Below are 15,842 nucleotides of genomic sequence, written 5' to 3'. Positions count from 1 at the left end.
AACCGCGCGGCGGACACCGGTCCGGCGCGGGATGTTGCGTCGCAGCCGGGGCCGCGCCGCGGGATGTCACACGAGATACTGCTCGGCGATGGCGGCACCGAGGCGGTTGTTCTCCTGGATGAAGCCCTGGATGAACTCGTGCAGCCCGCCCGCGAAGACGCTCTCCACCGAGGCGCTGTCGAGCCGGGCCAGCATGTTGCTGGCGAGGCGCTGGCTCGGCCCGCGGCGCCCGTAGGCATCCGCGATCAGGTCGAGGTGGCGCACCAGCATCTCGTAGCAATTGGCGAGCGAGCGCGGCATCTGCCGGTTCAGGATCAGCAGATCGGCCACCAGCCAGGGCTTGATGCTCTCGCGGTAGACCCAGTGATAGGCGGTGAGGGCCGAGACCTCGCGCAGGATCGTGGTCCACTGGAAGTAGTCGAGGCTGCCGCCGACCCGCTCCGTCTCGGGCAGCAGCACGTGGTACTTCACGTCGAGGATGCGGGCCGTGTTGTCCGCGCGCTCGACGGCAATGCCGAGCCGGGTGAACCAGTAGGCGTCGTTGCGCAGCATGGTGCGGTAGGCCGAGCCGTCGAAGGCCAGCGAGACGCCCTTCACCCAGTCGAGGAAGCGGGCGAATTCCTCGCGGCTGAGGTCCCGGCCCTCGTAGGAGCGCAGGGTCAGCCATGCCTCGTTGATCGATTCCCACATCTCGACGGTGAGCGCCGTGCGGACGCTGCGGGCATTCTCGCGGGCGATCTGGAGGCAGGAGCGGATCGAGGAGGGGTTGTGCGGGCTGAAGGCCAGGAAATCCCGCACCGTGTGCTCGTTCACGCTGTCGTAGAGCGGCCGGAAGATCTCGGCGCTGCCCGCGGAGGCCAGGGCCGATTCCCACTCGTTCGACTCGCCCCCGCCGTAGCTCGCCGGGAGCGCCGTGAGCCGCAGGGCCGCATCGAGGATGCGGGCGATGAAATCCGCCCGCTCGGTGTAGCGGGAGAGCCAGTAGAGGTTGTCAGCGGTGCGGGACAGCATGGAGGACGCGCTTCGCGAGAGGGAGAGCGGAGCGCTCGGCCCCGGCCGCTTCGCGCGAAGCGGCCGGGGCCGAGCGCCTTGGGTCGCGCCGCGGCGCGCGCGGCGAGCCGGGGCCCCGCGGAGAGGGCGGGGGCCCGCGGCGCGGTCAGGCGTCGAGCACCCAGGTGTCCTTGGTCCCGCCGCCCTGGCTCGAATTCACCACGAGCGAGCCCTCCTTGAGCGCGACGCGGGTGAGGCCGCCCGGCACGATCCGGATCTCCTCCGCGCCGGCGAGCACGAAGGGCCGCAGATCCACGTGCCGGGGCGCGACGCCCGAGGCCACGAAGGTGGGGCAGGTGGAGAGGGCGAGCGTCGGCTGGGCGATGAAGCCGTCCGGCGCGTGGCGCAGCTTGCGGCCGAACTCCTCGATCTCCCGCTTCGTGGCGTGCGGCCCCACCAGCATGCCGTAGCCGCCCGAGCCGTTGACCTCCTTGACGACGAGGTCGCCGAGATTGGCCAGCACGTAGGCGAGCGCGTCCTTCTCGCGGCAGCGCCAGGTCGGCACGTTGTGCAGGATCGGCTCCTCGCCCGTGAAGAAGCGGACGATCTCCGGCATGTAGCTGTAGACCGCCTTGTCGTCGGCGATGCCGGTGCCGACCGCGTTGGCGAGCGTGACGCTGCCGCTCTGGTAGGCGCTCATCAGGCCGGGCACCCCGAGCACCGAATCCGGCCGGAACACCAGCGGATCGAGGAAGTCGTCGTCGATGCGCCGGTAGATCACGTCGACGCGCCGCGGCCCTTCCGTGGTCCGCATGTAGACCACGTCGTCCTTGGTGAAGAGGTCGGAGGCCTCGACCAGCTCGACGCCGAGCTTGTCGGCCAGGAACGAGTGCTCGTAGAAGGCGGAGTTGAAGCGGCCGGGGGTGAGCAGCACCACCGTCGGGTCGCGCGCGGCGCTCATCGGCGCGAGGCTGCGCAGGGTCGCGAGCAGCGCGTCCGGATAGGCCTCCACCGGCGAGACCCGGTGCTTGGAGAAGAGTTCGGGGAAGAGGCGCAGCATCACCTCCCGGTTCTCCAGCATGTAGGAGACGCCGGACGGGGTGCGGGCATTGTCCTCCAGCACGAAGAACTGGTCCTCGCCGGTGCGGACGATGTCGATCCCGGCGATATGGACGTACTTGCCGTGCGGCACCTCGAAGTCCCGCATCTCCAGCCGGTAATGCGGGTTGCGCAGGACGAGGTCCTGCGGGATCACCCCGGCCTTGAGGCATTCCTGCGGGCCGTAGATGTCGGCCAGGAAGGCGTTGAGCGCGGTGACGCGCTGCTTGAGACCCCGCTCGAGGAACCCCCATTCGGGCTTGGTGAGCACCCGCGGGATGATGTCGAAGGGAATGAGACGCTCGGTCGATTCGTTGTCGCCATAGACCGCGAACGTGATGCCGATCCGCCGGAAGAACAGCTCGGCCTGGCTGCGGCGGGTGTTGAAGTGTTCGGGCGGCGTCGAATCGAGCCAAGTCTTCAAAGCCGCGTAGGCACTGCGGACGGAAGCTTGGTCGTGTCCGCTCTCCCGAAGTCCGTTCATCTCATCGAACGCGCTGAGCGGCATGGGCGTCCCCCTGTATGGCCCGGAAGCTAGACGCAAGACGGGGGCCAAGGCAAAGGAAATGCGCGCATCTTGCCACGGAACCGGCTGATCTGCCGGGGGAATGATCCCCTTATCCGGAGACGCGCCGAGTTCTGCTCAATCCGCAGGCATGAGCCGGCTTCAGATCAGCTTCAGGCCCTTGAGGCTCGCGTGGCCCTCGCGCCCGACGATGATGTGGTCATGCACCACGATGCCGAGCGGCTGGGCCGCGCCGACGATGTCGCGGGTCATGCGGATGTCGGCCTGGGAGGGCGTCGGGTCGCCGGACGGGTGGTTGTGGACCAGGATCAGCGCCGTCGCCGAGAGTTCGAGGGCGCGGCGCACCACCTCGCGGGGATAGACCGGCGTGTGGTCCACGGTGCCGCGGCCCTGCACCTCGTCGGCGATCAGCCGGTTGCGCTTGTCGAGGAAGAGGATGCGGAACTCCTCCCGGGGCGCGAAGGCCATGGCGGCCCGGCAATAGTCGATCACCGCGCTCCACGAGGCGAGCAGGGGCCGCTCGGCCACCGCGCCGCGGGCGAGCCGCCGGCCCGCCGCCTCCAGGATCTTCAGATCGGCGACGACGGAGGGCCCGATCCCGTCCGTCTCCATCAGCAGCTCCGCCGGCGCGGTGATCACCTCCGCGAAGCTGCCGAAGCGCTGGATCAGCGCCTTGGCGATGGGCTTGACGTCGCGCCGGGGGATCGAGCGGAACAGAACGAGTTCCAGGAACTCGTAATCGGGCAGCGTGTCGCCCTGCGCGAAGCGCGCCCGCAGCCGTTCGCGGTGCCCGTGGTAATGCGGCACCTCGCGCGCGGCATCGACCGGCGCCTCGGCGAAGGCGCCGGCCTGATCCGGCGGGCGCGCCCGGCCGCGGCTCATCGGCCTTGCCCGCTCAGGCGGGCAGGCGCGGCATGTCGAGGCCCTTGGGCGAGAGCGTGAAGATCTCGACACCCGTCTCCGTCACCGCCACGGTGTGCTCGAACTGGGCCGAGAGCGAGCGGTCGCGGGTCACCGCGGTCCAGCCGTCCGAGAGCACCTTCACGTGCGGGCGGCCGAGATTGATCATCGGCTCGACCGTGAAGAACTGCCCCGGACGCAGCACGACGTTGTAGCTCGGCTCCACGTAGTGGAGGATGGTCGGCGCGTCGTGGTAGACGCGGCCGAGCCCGTGGCCGCAGAAATCGCGGACCACCGAGCAGCGTTCCGCCTCCGCGAAGGTCTGGATCGCCGCGCCGATGTCGTTCGTGGTCGCCCCCGGCTTGATGGCGGCGATGCCGCGCATCATCGCTTCGTGGGTGATCTCGCACAGGCGCGAGGCCTTGCGGGCGACCTCGCCCACATAGGCCATGCGGCTCGAATCCCCGTGCCAGCCATCCACGATCAGGCAGATGTCGAGGTTGACGATGTCGCCCTCGCGCAGCGGCTTGTCGTTCGGGATGCCGTGGCAGACGACGTGGTTGATCGAGGTGCAGATCGACTTCGGGTAGCCGCGGTAGAACAGGGAGGCCGGATAGGCCCCGTGATCCATCGCGAAGGTGTAGGCGAGCTTGTCCAGCGCCTCGGTGGTGACGCCCGGCTCCACGGCCTCCATCAGGAGGTCGAGCGCCTCGGCGGTGAGGCGCCCGGCCTTGCGCATCGCCTCGAAGGCCTCCGGACCGTGAACCGGCGGTTCCTGACGGCGTCCGTCCTGGGCCGTCCTCTGCTCGTCACGACTCATGGAACCGGTTCCGGCTTGACTGGCGCGTGGGGTTGCGGATGTGACAGCGGGTTTAGGCGCTTCCGGCCCGGAAGCCAAGCGCGCTTCCGAGCGAGCCGGCGTTCCGGGGGAGCTGGACTGCGCCCATAGCGCCGCTTTTCCGTCAGCGCGGATTGACCCAGGCGGGGCTCGTCGCGGGGCTCGTCCGCTGCGCGACCCGGGCCGCGGGCGCGGGCCGTGCGGCCGTGATGCGGACCGCCCGGCGGCGGGCGTGGCGGCGGCGCGGCTTCGTGGACTCGCCCCAGGCGGCACCGACCAGGCCGCCCACCACCGCCCCGACCGGCCCGGCCACCACCGCTCCGGCGACGACCCCGGCCCCGGCGCCGAGGGCGGTGTTGCTCTGTGCGGACGCCGCCTGCGGCAGGACGAGCGCGGCGGCGAGCGCCATGCCGGCCAAGGCGGTGCCCGTGATCCCGATCCTCATCGAAAACCCCTGATCCCGTTCGTTCATCTGCGGTGTCTCGCGGGCCTCGTGGCGGCCGATTTCGGCCAAAGCGGGACGATGCGCGCCGGCAGGGCGACGACCGGCCCCCTAGGCGCCCCGTCCGCGAGGGGGTAGAGGGGGCGCGAGAGAGCCAAGCTCCAGCAGGATCCCCGCGATGGCAGACAAGGCGGTACCCCACTTCCACAACCAGGACGGCGTGCGCGTCATCCATGTGGGCTCCAAGGAGTTCATGTGCATCGGGGCGCTGCCGCCCTTCGACCATCCGCACGTGTTCCTCGACATGGGCGCGGAGAGCGAGATCATCTGCCAGTACTGCTCCACGCTGTACCGCTACCGCTCCGACCTGAAGCCCGGCACCGCCGACCCGGCCGCCTCCGTGTGGGACGACCGCGCCCGTCTAGCTGCCGAATAAGGTCTTGCCGCCGAACAAGGCCTTGCCGCCGAACAGGCCCGTCCCCGACCGGCCGGGCCTGCGGGTCGCGATCGCCGGGGCGGGCATCGGCGGCCTCACCGCGGCGCTCGCCCTCGCCGCGCGCGGCCACACGGTGACGCTCGCCGAGCGGCGCACGGCCTTCAGCGAGGTCGGCGCCGGCCTGCAGCTCTCGCCCAATGCGAGCCGGATCCTCACCGATCTCGGCCTCGGGCCGTCCCTGCGCCGGGTGGCGACTGAGCCGTCCGGCGTACGCATCCGCGCGCTCGCGAGCGGCCGGCAGATCGGCGAGGTGGCGCTCGGTGCGGCCATGCGCGAGCGCTTCGGCGCACCCTACCTCGTGATCCATCGCGCCGACCTGCAGACGATCCTCCTCGACGCGGTGCGCAGCCGGCCGGGCATCCGGCTCCTGGTCGGGCGCAGCGCCGCCGGCTTCGCCGAGACCCGGGAGGGCGCGAGCCTGACGGTGACGAGCGAGAGCGGACGCATCGAGACGCTCTCCGCCGACCTCGTCGTGGCGGCGGACGGGATCCGCTCGGCCCTGCGGGCGCATCTCGACCGCCGCCGGCTGATGCCGGTCGGGGAGGCGGCGTGGCGTGCCACCCTGCCGCGCGATCGCGCCCCGGCCGCCCTCCAGGGGGATGAGACCGGCCTCTGGCTCGGGCGCGGCCGGCACGTGGTGCATTACCCGGTCGCTGGCGGCGAGCGCATCAACCTCGTGGCCGTGCTGCCCCAGGCGGAGGAGGAGCCGGACTGGAGCGCTCCCGGCGATCCGGCGCGCCTGCGCGCCGCCTTCGCGGACGCGGCGGCCCCGCTCGCCGAACTCCTGCGCGTGCCGGATACGTGGCTGGTCTGGACCCTGGCGGACCGCCGGGTCGCCGCCCCGATGGCGCGCGGGCGCCTCGCTCTCCTGGGCGACGCCGCCCATCCGGTGATGCCGTATCTCGCGCAGGGGGCGGCGCTCGCGATCGAGGACGCGGCGGTGCTGGCGGCCTGCCTGTCGGATGGGGCCGTACCGGCCGCGCTCGCCGCCTACACGGCCGCGCGCGCGCCGCGCGCCCGGGCGATCCAATCGCAGGCGCGCCGCAACGGGCGGATCTACCACGCGGGCGGCGTGATGGCGGCGGGACGGGATCTCGTGATGGGCCGGCTCGGCCCCGCCCGGATGACCGAGCGCTACGCGTGGCTCTACGGCTGGCAGCCGGTTTCCGACGCTTGATCTTCCGCCCGTCGTCGGGGTAACCCGGGGCGGCGCGGACGTGGCGGAATCGGTAGACGCACGAGACTTAAAATCTTGCGACCTCTGGTCGTGCGGGTTCGAGTCCCGCCGTCCGCACCAGCCGTTCCGGGGGTGGCTGACCCGCGAGGGCCGGCAGCGGCACGAGCAAAACCGCCGGTTACACAAAGAGATGGCCAACGACACGGCTTGCGTAGCTCCGAGCCGGGTGCCGTGCTAGGCTCGGTGACGGGAGAGATCCGAGACCAGCCGGGGTGGCGTGATGGATGTCGGCGCACTTCTCGCAGATGTCCGCCGCTGGATCGTCGCCATGGAGATGCGGTCGGCGGCCCAGGCCGCCCGGGTGACCGCCCTGAATCGCGCCGGCGCGGATGCGACGGAGGCCGAACGCCAGCTCTGGCTGTCGATCGACGCGTTGACGGTGCTGCGCGTCGAGCTGTGGGCGCTCCAGGGCGCTCAGGGCGCCGCCGCACCTGCACGGGCCACCGACGAGGATCGCGAGTTGCTCAGCCAGGCGGTCGCGGACGCGGAGGCGCGCCGCGCCATGCGCGACCTGGCGCTGGGCTTCGACGCCGAGGAGGATCTGCGCCTGCTGCGGAACCTCGACGAGGAACTCGTCGCCCTCGTCCGCGCCCGGATCCGGCTTCAGGACCTTCAAGCCGAGTCCTGACCGGCCCGCAAGGGGCGCATATCCGGCTCGCTGCCGTTCGACCGGAGGTCACGGCAGCGAGGCTTGGCAGGCTCCGGATCGAAGAACTCCCACCGCTCCGGCCCGGTACACCCGCTTGCGGAACACTTGAGGAACGCCTAACATGTTCGCGATTTGTTTCGTATCGCGCACCGGCGCAGGCGATGAGAATATCCCATGCTCACCCGTAAGCAGTTGGACCTGCTCCGCTTCATCCAGCAGCGGATGCGCGAGACCGGCGTCCCGCCGTCCTTCGACGAGATGAAGGACGCCCTCGACCTCAAGTCCAAATCCGGCATCCACCGGCTGATCACCGCCCTGGAGGAGCGCGGCTTCCTGCGGCGCCTGCCGAACCGGGCCCGCGCCATCGAGGTGATCCGCATCCCGGATGCGGTGGCGGCCCAGTCGGCCGAGGTGGTGCGCTTCACGCCGAGCGTGGTGGAGGGCGGCCGGGCCGGCGCGCCTGCGGCCAAGCCCGCTCCGATCACAGCCTCGTTCGTGCCCGACGATGGCGGGCGCTCGGTGAGCATCCCGGTGATGGGGCGGATCGCCGCCGGTACGCCGATCTCGGCGATCCAGAGCCAGAGCCGCGTGGTGGCGATGTCGCCGGACTTCCTGGCCGGCGGCGAGCATTACGCGCTCGAGGTGCGCGGCGATTCGATGGTTGAGGCCGGGATCCTCGACGGGGATCTCGTGGTCATCCGCCGTCAGGACACCGCGAATACCGGCGACATCGTGGTGGCCCTGATCGACGACGAGGAGGCCACCCTCAAGCGCCTGCGCCGCCGCGGCTCCTCCATCGCCCTTGAGGCGGCGAACCCGGCCTACGAGACCCGGGTGCTCGGTCCGGACCGCGTCCGCATCCAGGGCCGCCTCGTCAGCCTCATCCGCAAGTACTGAGCGCGCCCCGGGCCTGCGGCCGCCCTCCAGATCGCGACCTCCGGCGATCCGGGCGCTCGAAGTGCAGGGTCGCGTGAGCGGACCTCCTCGAGCAGCCCGGACAAGGGCCGAAGCCGGCTCCGCGGGCATCCCGGCCGGCGAGATCCCGACGCACCCGGACCTGCTCGCCCGCGTTCAAAGCCGTCGATCCGGTCATGGATGAATGCATTGACGTTGAGAGATTCCGCTCGCGGTGAGCAATCCCGTGATCAAGGATACTCAACGGCATCGGCACATCGGGAAACACCGCCGCAAGCGAGCGGTATGGGAGCCGCCACGCGTTGAACCTGGCCGGCGATGAGGCCACGCCATGGCTCGGCAGACATTGCTCGGGCCGATGATGCGATGGTGGCGCAGACGGTCTTACGAGGACTGCGCGGCGACGGCGCTGTTTCAACAGTTTCAGGCAGTCGACCGCATTTCCCAAACGGAATGTTTAACCCGTCTGATGAAGACTCCGATCGCGAGCGGTGAGAGGCTTGGTGCTGCGCCCGCGTCGGAAGGACCAGCCGGGATACGCCATGCGGGACGAGTTCATCCTGCTGATCACCGACAGAGCGAGCGAGATCAGCGATCTCGCGGCCGCCTTCGCGCGTCTTCTGCCCTGCATCGCGCTGCTCCCGGGCGAGGGCCTGCCGCTGGGTCGGTGCCGGGCGGTCGTCCTCGACCTCGCCCCCGGCAACCCGTCAGCCATGGCGGGAATCCTGTCGGCCGTGACCGGCATGCGCGCCCGCGGCACGCCGTGCCTCTGCCTCGCCCGGGATCTCCGGCCGCATTCCATCGCGCAGGCCCAGGCCCTCGGGGCGAGCCAGGTGCTCCCTGCCTCCACCCCGATCGCCGACCTCGTGACGGCCCTGCTCACGCTCCTGCGGATCGACGCGATGGCTCGCGCGGCCGAGCCGCTCCGGGCGGTCCGTGACCAGGCGGTGGAAGCCAAGGCCCGCGTCACGCGCATCTTTCGGGCCGCCACGGAGGGCGAAGCGCTGAGCCAGGACGACGTCGAGACCGGGACGCGGATCATCCTCGACGCCATGGCCGATAGCGGGATCCGGGTGTGGCTCGATACGATCTGGGCTCACGAGATCGGGGTCTACCAGCACTCCCTCGGCGTCGCCGGGTATGCCTGCGCCTTCGCCGTCCAGCTCGGCTTCCGGCGCCGCGATCAGGAGCGGCTGGTGCGGGCCGCGCTTCTCCACGACATCGGCAAGGCCCGCATCCCCCGGGCCATCCTCAACAAGCCGGCGGCGCTCTCCGGCGAGGAGATGGCCGTGATGAGGGCGCATCCGGCAATCGGCGCGGAGCTGCTGGCCGATCAGGGCGGCTTCGATCCCGAGATCCTCGACGTGGTGCGGCATCATCACGAGATGCTCGACGGCTCCGGCTACCCGGATGGGCTGCGCGGGGCGCAGATCAGCGACATCGTCCGACTCGCGACGATCTGCGACATCTACTCGGCGCTTACCGAGCGGCGGCCCTACCGGGCGCCGATGGCGGCCGCCGAAGCCTGGGCGGTGATGGAGCGGATGGGCCCGAAGCTCGACAGGCCGCTCCTCGCGGCCTTCCGCCCGATCGCCGCGAGCCTCGCGGCGGACGACCTCTGAGCGGCATCGTCGGCAGCCGGGAAGCGCCCGGCGAGGAAGGGCCTCAATCGTCGGCGAGCATCCGGTGCTCGGCGCCGTCGATGTCCTCGTACTGGCCGTTCCGCAGGGCCCAGAGGAAGGCGCAGAGCCCCATCCCGCCGAGGAGGAGGGCGAGCGGGATCATCAGGACGAGGACGTTCATCGGCGTGCGGCCTCCGGCAGGGCCGGCGCGCGGCGGGCCCGCAGGGCATTGAGCGTGACCACGACGGAGGAGCCCGACATGGCGAGCGCGGCGATCAGCGGCGTCAGCAGACCGGCCGCCGCGAGCGGGATCGCCGCCGCGTTGTAGGCCGCCGAGAACCACAGGTTCTGCAGCATCAGCCGCCGGGCCGTGCGGCCGATGCGCAGGGCGGCAAGGACGGGGCTGAGACCGCGGCCGAGGAACAGCGCGTCGGCCGCCGCCTGGCTCACATGCGCCGCCGTGACCGGCGAGACCGAGGCGTGGGCGGCGGCGAGCGCGGGCGCATCGTTGATCCCGTCGCCCACCATCAGCACGCGACGCCCATCGCGCGCCAGCGCCGCGATGCGGGCGATCTTGTCCTGGGGCGTGAGGCCGCCCTGCCACTCGGCGACGTCGAGGGCCCCCGCGACGGCCGCGACCGCCTCGGGCCGGTCGCCGGAGAGGATCAGAACCCGGTAGCGCGCCGCCCGCAGCGCCCGCAGGACGGCGTGGGCGTCGGGACGCAGGGCCTGCCGCACCCGGAAGACCACGGGGGCCGCCTCTCCCACCCGCATGCAGATCGCCGAGGCGCCGTGATCCCGGGCCAGGGCCTCGGCCGCCTCGGTCTCGGCCTCGCAGAAGCGGGGGGAGCCGAGGCGCACGGGCACCCCGTCGATGCGGGCGCGCACGCCGAGCCCCGCCGCCTCCTCCGCATCGGGGCAGGGCAGGGCGTCCGGCACGGCGGCGGCGAGCGCCATGGCCATGGGGTGCCGGCTCGACCGTGCGAGCCGGGCCGCGAGCGCGAGCTGGGCCGGATCGCAATGACCCGCCAGGACCGGCTCGGGCAGGGTGAGGGTCCCGGTCTTGTCGAAGACGACGGTGTCGATGGCGGCGAAGCGCTCCAGAGCGTCGCCGCCGTTGAGCAGCACGCCCTCGCGGAACAGGGCTCCCGCGGCCACCACCTGCACGGCCGGAATCGCCAGCCCGAGGGCGCAGGGGCAGGTGATGATGAGCACCGCCACGGCGGCGAGGAGCGCCGCGTGAAGTCCGGCGCCCGCCGCGAGCCAGCCCGCCAGGGTGAGGAGCGCCGCCGCGTGGACCACCGGCACGTAGAGGCGCGTCGCCCGGTCGGCGAGCACCAGGGCGCGGGACTTCACCTCCAGCGCCCGGCGCATCAGCCCCTCGACCTCGTCGAGGAGCGTGCCCATGCCGGCCGCCGTCACCCGCACGGTGAGCGCTCCGCTCGCATTGAGCGAGCCGGCATGGACCGTATCGCCGGGCTCCGCGGCCACGGGCGCCGTCTCGCCGGTGACGAGGCTGCGGTCGAGCTCGGAGCGCCCCTGCACCACGGTGCCGTCCACCGGCACCCGCTCGCCCGGGCGCACCAGCACCATCGCGCCGAGGGCGAGATCGGCGAGCGGCACATCCCGCACCGTTCCGTCGGCTTCGATCCGGGCGGCGGTCTCCGCGCGCAAAGCCGCGAGATTCTCGGCGAGCGTCTGCGTGCGGCGGCGCATGACCTGATCGAGCACCCGGCCGATCAGCAGGAAGAACAGCAGCATGGTGGCGCCGTCGAAATAGGCGTGGGCCGCGCCCTGCGCCGTCTCGACCACCGACATCACCAGCGTCAGCACCACGCCGAGCGTGATCGGGAAATCCATCGTCACCCGGCCGGCCCGCAAGCCCCGGACGGCGCCCTCGTAGAAGGGACGTCCCGCATAGGCCGCCGCGGGCAGCGCGATCAGCGCCTGGATCCAGTGGAAGAGGTCGCGGTTCTCCGGCGTCATGTCCGAGACGTTGCCGGCCCAGACCGAGACCGCGAGCAGCATCACGTTCATCGAGGCGAAGCCCGCCACCGCGAGCGCGCGGATCAGGCGCTCGGTCTCGCGGGCGGCCGCCTCGTCGCGCCGCCGCGGGTCGAAGGGATGGCCCCGGTAGCCGAGCCCGTCGAGGGCCGCGAGCACGCCGCCCACCTCTGGAGCGGCGCCGGGGGCCCAGGTCACGGCGAGCCGCCGCTCGGTGAAGTTGAGCCGCGCCCCGGCGATGCCCGGGAGCGCCGCGATGCCCCGCTCGATCGTGCCGATGCAGGCGGCGCAGCGCACGCCCTCGACCGCGAAGGCCGCGCGGTGCGCCCCGTCCGGCTCCTCGCTCACGAAGGCCGCATAGTCCCGCGGCAGGGAGGGCCGCGTGTTCGCCGCGCTCCAAGAGGCATGGGCCTCCACGTAGGCGAGCGCCGCATCCGTGCAGCAGGCCATCGCAGCCCCCTAGTTCAGCACGACGCGGCCGTGGCGGCGAAAGACCCGCTCGCCGCCCTCGGCAACGTCCACGACGAGGGTCCATTGGCCGGGGGGCAGGGCCTCCGCGCGGGCGGCGTAGGAGCCGCGCCCGGTCGCTGCCAGGGGGAGAACGACGTCCTGGCGCCGATCGGTCGGCCGCTCGAAGCGGGCCTGCACGCTCACGCCGGAGAGCGGGGCCTCGTTCCGGTCGGTGAGGCGGACCGTGATGACGGCATCGCTCCCCTCCCGCGTCACCGCGCTGGCGAGATGCCAGCCGCGGGCCTCCTGGGCGCGCGCCCGCCGGATCTCCGCGTTGTAGACTTGGCCCGCATGGTAGGGGGACCTCTCCTCCAGGCCCGACCACGTCCGCAGGGCGGTCGTGACCAGGAAGGCGTTCGCGATCGCGATGATGCCGAAGAACGCGACGAAGATCAGCAGCACGTGGCGGCCGGTGAGGGGACGGCCGGCGGGCGCGACGGCGTGGGCCATGATCGGGTGTCCTTGAGAGGGAGGCGGTTCAGGGGGCCTTGAAATGGTCTTGGGCCTGCGCGGCCTCGCCGCTGTCGAGATCCGTGATGCGCAGGGTGAGCGGGCTGGACTTGTCGAGGACGGCGCCCGCGGGGGCGAAGGCGAGGGCGCGGAATTCCTGCGTGGTGTCCGGGCCGACGGCGAGCCGGCCCTCGGGCGCCCCCACCACCTCGATCCGCAGGCCGGGGACGCCCTCCGCGGAGAGCGCGAAGTGGCGCGCGACCGGCCGCTTGTTGACGATGCGCAGGGTCAGGCCGTTGCGGATCGAACCATCCGCCAGGGTGACGAAGAGCGGGTTGCGGTCGTGCAGGACGCTCAGGCCCGTGAAGCTGCGGGTGGCGAGGCCGTAGAGCATGGTGCCGCCGACCGCCGCGACGAGGAGCGCGTAGAGCACGGTGCGCGCCCGGACGATGCGGATCACGGGAGCCTCGCCGCGGCGGCGACGCTCGCAATTCGCCTCCGTATCGTAGGCGATGAGGCCGGTGGGACGGCCGAGCTTCGTCATCACCGCGTCGCAGGCATCCGCGCAGAGGCCGCACTGGATGCAGGGCATCTGCAACCCCTCGCGGATGTCGACGCCGGTGGGGCAGACCACGACGCATTGACGGCAATCGACGCAGTCGCCCGCCGGCTGGCCGGCCGCCCGCAGGGCCTGCGCCCGCTTCGCCCCCGTGCGGGGCTCGCCGCGGTCGTAGCGGTAGGTGACGGCGAGGGAATCCGCGTCGGTGAGCGCGCCCTGGATCCGCGGCCAGGGGCACATGTAGGTGCAGACCTGCTCGCGCATGTGGCCGGCGAGGATGTAGGTCGTGGCGGTGAGGGTCAGGATCGCCGCGTAGGCGACCGGCGGCGCCTGGAAGGTGGCGAGTTCGCCGACCAGGGTGGGCGCGTCCGCGAAGTAGAGCACCCAGGCGCCGCCGGTCCACCACGCGATCAGCAGCCAGATGGCATGCTTGAGAACCCGCGCGGTGACCTTCTCCAGGGACCAGGGCGCGGCATCGAGACGGATCCGCGCGCGGCGGTCGCCCTCGACCAGCCGCTCGACGGCGAGGAAGAGGTCGGTCCAGACCGTCTGCGGACAGAGGTAGCCGCACCAGACCCGGCCGGCGACCGCGTTCATGAAGAAGAGCGTGAAGGCCGCCAGGATCAGCAGGCCCATCACGTAGGTGACCTCCTGCGGCCACAGCTCGATGGAGAAGAAGTAGAAGCGCCCGCGGTCGAGATCGATCAGCACCGCCTGCGACGGCTCGTGCGGGCCGCGGCCCCAGCGCAGGAACGGCACGAGGTAGTAGATGCCGAGCGCCACCGCGAGGATGGCCCAGCGGATGGTCCGGAAGCGTCCGCGCACGCCCTGCGGATGGATCTTGCGGCGCGCCGCGTAGAGTTCCCCGGTCTCCGGGGGAACGACGCCCGCGACGGCGCGCTCGCGTCCGACGAGGAGCGTGGTGGTGCCCGCGGCCGGGGCGGTATCGACGGAGTCCATGAACGAGATCCGGCCCGCGGGGATGCGGGCGATGTCGGATCTGCGTCGCGTATCGGCGGGCGGGCTGCCTTGATCTGCCGCAAACGGGGCCGGGGGAGCGACCGTTCGGGAGGCCCTTCTCCGTACGGGTCACGGCTCGCAAGGACCCGGATGCCTGCCGACCGGGCCGGTCGCGCGGAGGCGCATGCGACTCTCGGGTGCCGGAGCGGCCGGCTCCCGCCGGGCCCTTCGGCCGTCGCGGGCGCCGCTCCGCGCCTCGAAGGCCGCCTCAGGCCCGGAAGCCCTCGAACACCATCTGGTCCGCGTAAAGCCGCGCCCGCTCGACCTGCTCCGGCGTGCGCACCGTCCAGGTCATCACCGGACGGTTCCCGAGGAGCCGCGACAGGTGGGTCGCCGCGTTCGGCAGGTCGTCGACCCGCCAGGACAGGAAGTCCGGCCGGCTCTCGGCGAAGTGCAGGAGATGGGCGAGGCCCGCCCGCGCCTCCGCGGTCAGGTGGGCGTAGGCCGGATCGTCCTGCCGGCTCTCCGCGACGATGCCGCGCGGAATCCCCGTCGTGAGGTCGGCGAACGCCGCGACGACCAGCGGATCGAAGGACTTGAGCGCGACCGGCCCCGCGTAATCCGCCACGATCGCCGCGACCCGGCGCGTCAGGGCGAGGTCGCCGTCGTGGCGCGACTTCACCTCGATCACGAGCGGCATGCGCCCGGCGATCCGGCCGAGGAAGTCCGGCAGGCTCGGGATCCGCTCCGGCCCGCCCATCACGGCGAGGCGCGCGAGATCCTCCGCCCGGCGCTCGCGCACGAGGCCCGTCTCCGCGGTGAGACGCCCGAGCGCCTCGTCGTGAAAGACCATCACCTCGCCGTCCGCGCTGAGCTGGACGTCGCACTCGATCGCGTAGCCGCCGGCGATCGCGGCCTCCGCGGCCGCGATCGTGTTCTCGGGGATGCCCGCCACCCGGTCGTGCAGGCCGCGATGGGCGATCGGGCGGGCGGTCAGCCAGTCGGGCGTCAGGGGAGCGCTCATCGCACCTCGAACATGCCCTCGACCTCGACCACGGCGTCGAGGGGCAGTTCGGCGACGCCGACCGTCGAGCGGGCGTGCCGCCCGCGGTCGCCCAGCACCTGCACCATCAGGTCCGAGGCGCCGTTCATCACGCCCGCCACCGCGGAGAAGCCGGGCGCGGCGTTGATGAAGCCGCCGAGCCGGATGCAGCTGACCACGGATTCGTCGAGGTTGCCCACCGCCACCTGGAGCTGGGCCAGGATGTTGAGGGCGCAGAGGCGGGCCGCCTCGGTGGCCACCTCGGGCGTCACCTCGGCGCCGACCTTGCCCTTGTGGCGCGGATCGAGCTGGCCGTCGGCGCCGAAGCAGAGCTGGCCGGACACCACCACGAGGTTGCCCGCCCGCTTGAAGGCGACGTAGTTCGCCACCGGGGCCGCGGCCGGGGGCAGGACGTGGCCGAGTTCCTTCAGCCGTTCGAGCGTCGCGCTCATGCGCTCTCTCCTCAAGGGTTCGCCAATCGGTGCCGGGTTCTGGCCCAACCGGAGCCGCCATGGCAAGACGGATCATGGCAAGCCTGCCACAGGCAAGCGACATCGCCGCGACGGATCGGCCGGACGCGGCCGGCGTTGACCGGGGAGGCCGC

The 15,842-nt window shown here is 72.0% G+C and carries 16 protein-coding genes and 1 tRNA gene; 6 read left to right on the top strand and 11 right to left on the bottom strand.

Translation table 11 applies throughout. The annotated features are described in order from the left end of the window. Nucleotides 1–66 precede the first annotated feature (66 nt). From ACE101_RS28680 to ACE101_RS28660, 5 genes are all read right to left on the bottom strand, one after another. Nucleotides 67–1,011 (bottom strand): alpha-E domain-containing protein, encoded by a 945-nt coding sequence (locus tag ACE101_RS28680; protein WP_379137149.1) that lies wholly within the window; start codon nucleotides 1,009–1,011, stop codon nucleotides 67–69. A gap of 145 nt (nucleotides 1,012–1,156) precedes the next feature. After that, entirely contained in the window at nucleotides 1,157–2,596 is a 1,440-nt protein-coding gene (locus ACE101_RS28675; protein ID WP_379137146.1) for a circularly permuted type 2 ATP-grasp protein, read from the bottom strand. 159 nt (nucleotides 2,597–2,755) lie between these two features. Then, on the bottom strand, nucleotides 2,756–3,496 hold the full coding sequence (gene radC / locus ACE101_RS28670; protein ID WP_379137144.1) for a RadC family protein: 741 nt from the start codon (nucleotides 3,494–3,496) through the stop codon (nucleotides 2,756–2,758). A 13-nt stretch (nucleotides 3,497–3,509) separates the two neighbouring features. Then, nucleotides 3,510–4,334 (bottom strand): type I methionyl aminopeptidase, encoded by an 825-nt coding sequence (gene map, locus ACE101_RS28665; RefSeq protein WP_379137141.1) that lies wholly within the window; start codon nucleotides 4,332–4,334, stop codon nucleotides 3,510–3,512. Nucleotides 4,335–4,476: 142 nt separating this feature from the next. After that, nucleotides 4,477–4,797: a DUF456 domain-containing protein gene (locus ACE101_RS28660; protein WP_379137140.1), complete on the bottom strand. Its 321-nt coding sequence runs from the start codon at nucleotides 4,795–4,797 to the stop codon at nucleotides 4,477–4,479. A 175-nt stretch (nucleotides 4,798–4,972) separates the two neighbouring features. Here ACE101_RS28660 and ACE101_RS28655 point away from each other — a divergent pair, with 175 nt between their 5' ends. The 6 genes from ACE101_RS28655 (at nucleotide 4,973) to ACE101_RS28630 (ending at nucleotide 9,713) form a co-directional block, all read left to right on the top strand. Next, nucleotides 4,973–5,230, top strand: coding sequence for a zinc-finger domain-containing protein (locus ACE101_RS28655; protein WP_379137137.1), 258 nt, complete (start codon nucleotides 4,973–4,975; stop codon nucleotides 5,228–5,230). A 22-nt stretch (nucleotides 5,231–5,252) separates the two neighbouring features. Continuing rightward, complete coding sequence (locus tag ACE101_RS28650) at nucleotides 5,253–6,467, top strand: FAD-dependent monooxygenase (RefSeq protein WP_379139008.1); 1,215 nt, start codon at nucleotides 5,253–5,255, stop codon at nucleotides 6,465–6,467. 34 nt (nucleotides 6,468–6,501) lie between these two features. Further along, nucleotides 6,502–6,587: transfer RNA gene (locus tag ACE101_RS28645), tRNA-Leu, on the top strand. A gap of 208 nt (nucleotides 6,588–6,795) precedes the next feature. Beyond that, on the top strand, nucleotides 6,796–7,155 hold the full coding sequence (locus ACE101_RS28640; protein ID WP_379137134.1) for a hypothetical protein: 360 nt from the start codon (nucleotides 6,796–6,798) through the stop codon (nucleotides 7,153–7,155). A gap of 195 nt (nucleotides 7,156–7,350) precedes the next feature. Further along, nucleotides 7,351–8,073 (top strand): transcriptional repressor LexA, encoded by a 723-nt coding sequence (gene lexA, locus ACE101_RS28635; RefSeq protein ID WP_379137131.1) that lies wholly within the window; start codon nucleotides 7,351–7,353, stop codon nucleotides 8,071–8,073. 560 nt (nucleotides 8,074–8,633) lie between these two features. Beyond that, on the top strand, nucleotides 8,634–9,713 hold the full coding sequence (locus tag ACE101_RS28630; protein ID WP_379137128.1) for an HD-GYP domain-containing protein: 1,080 nt from the start codon (nucleotides 8,634–8,636) through the stop codon (nucleotides 9,711–9,713). A 43-nt stretch (nucleotides 9,714–9,756) separates the two neighbouring features. Here the strand turns inward: ACE101_RS28630 and ccoS are convergent, their stop codons facing one another. The 6 genes from ccoS to ACE101_RS28600 form a co-directional block, all read right to left on the bottom strand. Further along, nucleotides 9,757–9,894, bottom strand: coding sequence for a cbb3-type cytochrome oxidase assembly protein CcoS (ccoS, locus tag ACE101_RS28625; RefSeq protein WP_379137126.1), 138 nt, complete (start codon nucleotides 9,892–9,894; stop codon nucleotides 9,757–9,759). Next, complete coding sequence (locus ACE101_RS28620; protein ID WP_379137123.1) at nucleotides 9,891–12,167, bottom strand: heavy metal translocating P-type ATPase; 2,277 nt, start codon at nucleotides 12,165–12,167, stop codon at nucleotides 9,891–9,893. Before ACE101_RS28620 ends, ccoS begins: the two co-directional genes overlap by 4 nt. A 9-nt stretch (nucleotides 12,168–12,176) precedes the next feature. Continuing rightward, nucleotides 12,177–12,677 (bottom strand): FixH family protein, encoded by a 501-nt coding sequence (locus ACE101_RS28615; protein ID WP_379137120.1) that lies wholly within the window; start codon nucleotides 12,675–12,677, stop codon nucleotides 12,177–12,179. Nucleotides 12,678–12,705: 28 nt separating this feature from the next. Continuing rightward, the gene (gene ccoG, locus ACE101_RS28610) at nucleotides 12,706–14,196 is read right to left on the bottom strand and encodes a cytochrome c oxidase accessory protein CcoG (protein WP_379137117.1); all 1,491 of its coding nucleotides are present in this window, start codon (nucleotides 14,194–14,196) and stop codon (nucleotides 12,706–12,708) included. A 268-nt stretch (nucleotides 14,197–14,464) separates the two neighbouring features. Further along, on the bottom strand, nucleotides 14,465–15,220 hold the full coding sequence (locus tag ACE101_RS28605; protein WP_379137114.1) for a glycerophosphodiester phosphodiesterase family protein: 756 nt from the start codon (nucleotides 15,218–15,220) through the stop codon (nucleotides 14,465–14,467). After that, nucleotides 15,217–15,690 carry a RidA family protein gene (locus tag ACE101_RS28600; RefSeq protein WP_379137111.1) on the bottom strand — a complete coding sequence of 158 codons (474 nt, stop codon included), beginning with the start codon at nucleotides 15,688–15,690 and terminating at the stop codon, nucleotides 15,217–15,219. Before ACE101_RS28600 ends, ACE101_RS28605 begins: the two co-directional genes overlap by 4 nt. Nucleotides 15,691–15,842 lie beyond the last annotated feature (152 nt).

It is taken from the genome of Methylobacterium carpenticola, assembly GCF_042748905.1.
Classification (GTDB): Bacteria; Pseudomonadota; Alphaproteobacteria; order Rhizobiales; family Beijerinckiaceae; genus Methylobacterium; species Methylobacterium carpenticola.
This window is presented reverse-complemented; position numbering and strand designations above follow the sequence as displayed.

Coding starts and splice junctions, on each gene's coding strand:
- ACE101_RS28680 (WP_379137149.1), bottom strand. CDS start 1,011: ATGCTGTCCCGCACCGCTGACAACCTCTACTGGCTCTCCCGCTACACC.
- ACE101_RS28675 (WP_379137146.1), bottom strand. CDS start 2,596: ATGCCGCTCAGCGCGTTCGATGAGATGAACGGACTTCGGGAGAGCGGA.
- radC (WP_379137144.1), bottom strand. CDS start 3,496: ATGAGCCGCGGCCGGGCGCGCCCGCCGGATCAGGCCGGCGCCTTCGCC.
- map (WP_379137141.1), bottom strand. CDS start 4,334: ATGAGTCGTGACGAGCAGAGGACGGCCCAGGACGGACGCCGTCAGGAA.
- ACE101_RS28660 (WP_379137140.1), bottom strand. CDS start 4,797: ATGAGGATCGGGATCACGGGCACCGCCTTGGCCGGCATGGCGCTCGCC.
- ACE101_RS28655 (WP_379137137.1), top strand. CDS start 4,973: ATGGCAGACAAGGCGGTACCCCACTTCCACAACCAGGACGGCGTGCGC.
- ACE101_RS28640 (WP_379137134.1), top strand. CDS start 6,796: ATGGAGATGCGGTCGGCGGCCCAGGCCGCCCGGGTGACCGCCCTGAAT.
- lexA (WP_379137131.1), top strand. CDS start 7,351: ATGCTCACCCGTAAGCAGTTGGACCTGCTCCGCTTCATCCAGCAGCGG.
- ACE101_RS28630 (WP_379137128.1), top strand. CDS start 8,634: ATGCGGGACGAGTTCATCCTGCTGATCACCGACAGAGCGAGCGAGATC.
- ccoS (WP_379137126.1), bottom strand. CDS start 9,894: ATGAACGTCCTCGTCCTGATGATCCCGCTCGCCCTCCTCCTCGGCGGG.
- ACE101_RS28620 (WP_379137123.1), bottom strand. CDS start 12,167: ATGGCCTGCTGCACGGATGCGGCGCTCGCCTACGTGGAGGCCCATGCC.
- ACE101_RS28615 (WP_379137120.1), bottom strand. CDS start 12,677: ATGGCCCACGCCGTCGCGCCCGCCGGCCGTCCCCTCACCGGCCGCCAC.
- ccoG (WP_379137117.1), bottom strand. CDS start 14,196: ATGGACTCCGTCGATACCGCCCCGGCCGCGGGCACCACCACGCTCCTC.
- ACE101_RS28605 (WP_379137114.1), bottom strand. CDS start 15,220: ATGAGCGCTCCCCTGACGCCCGACTGGCTGACCGCCCGCCCGATCGCC.
- ACE101_RS28600 (WP_379137111.1), bottom strand. CDS start 15,690: ATGAGCGCGACGCTCGAACGGCTGAAGGAACTCGGCCACGTCCTGCCC.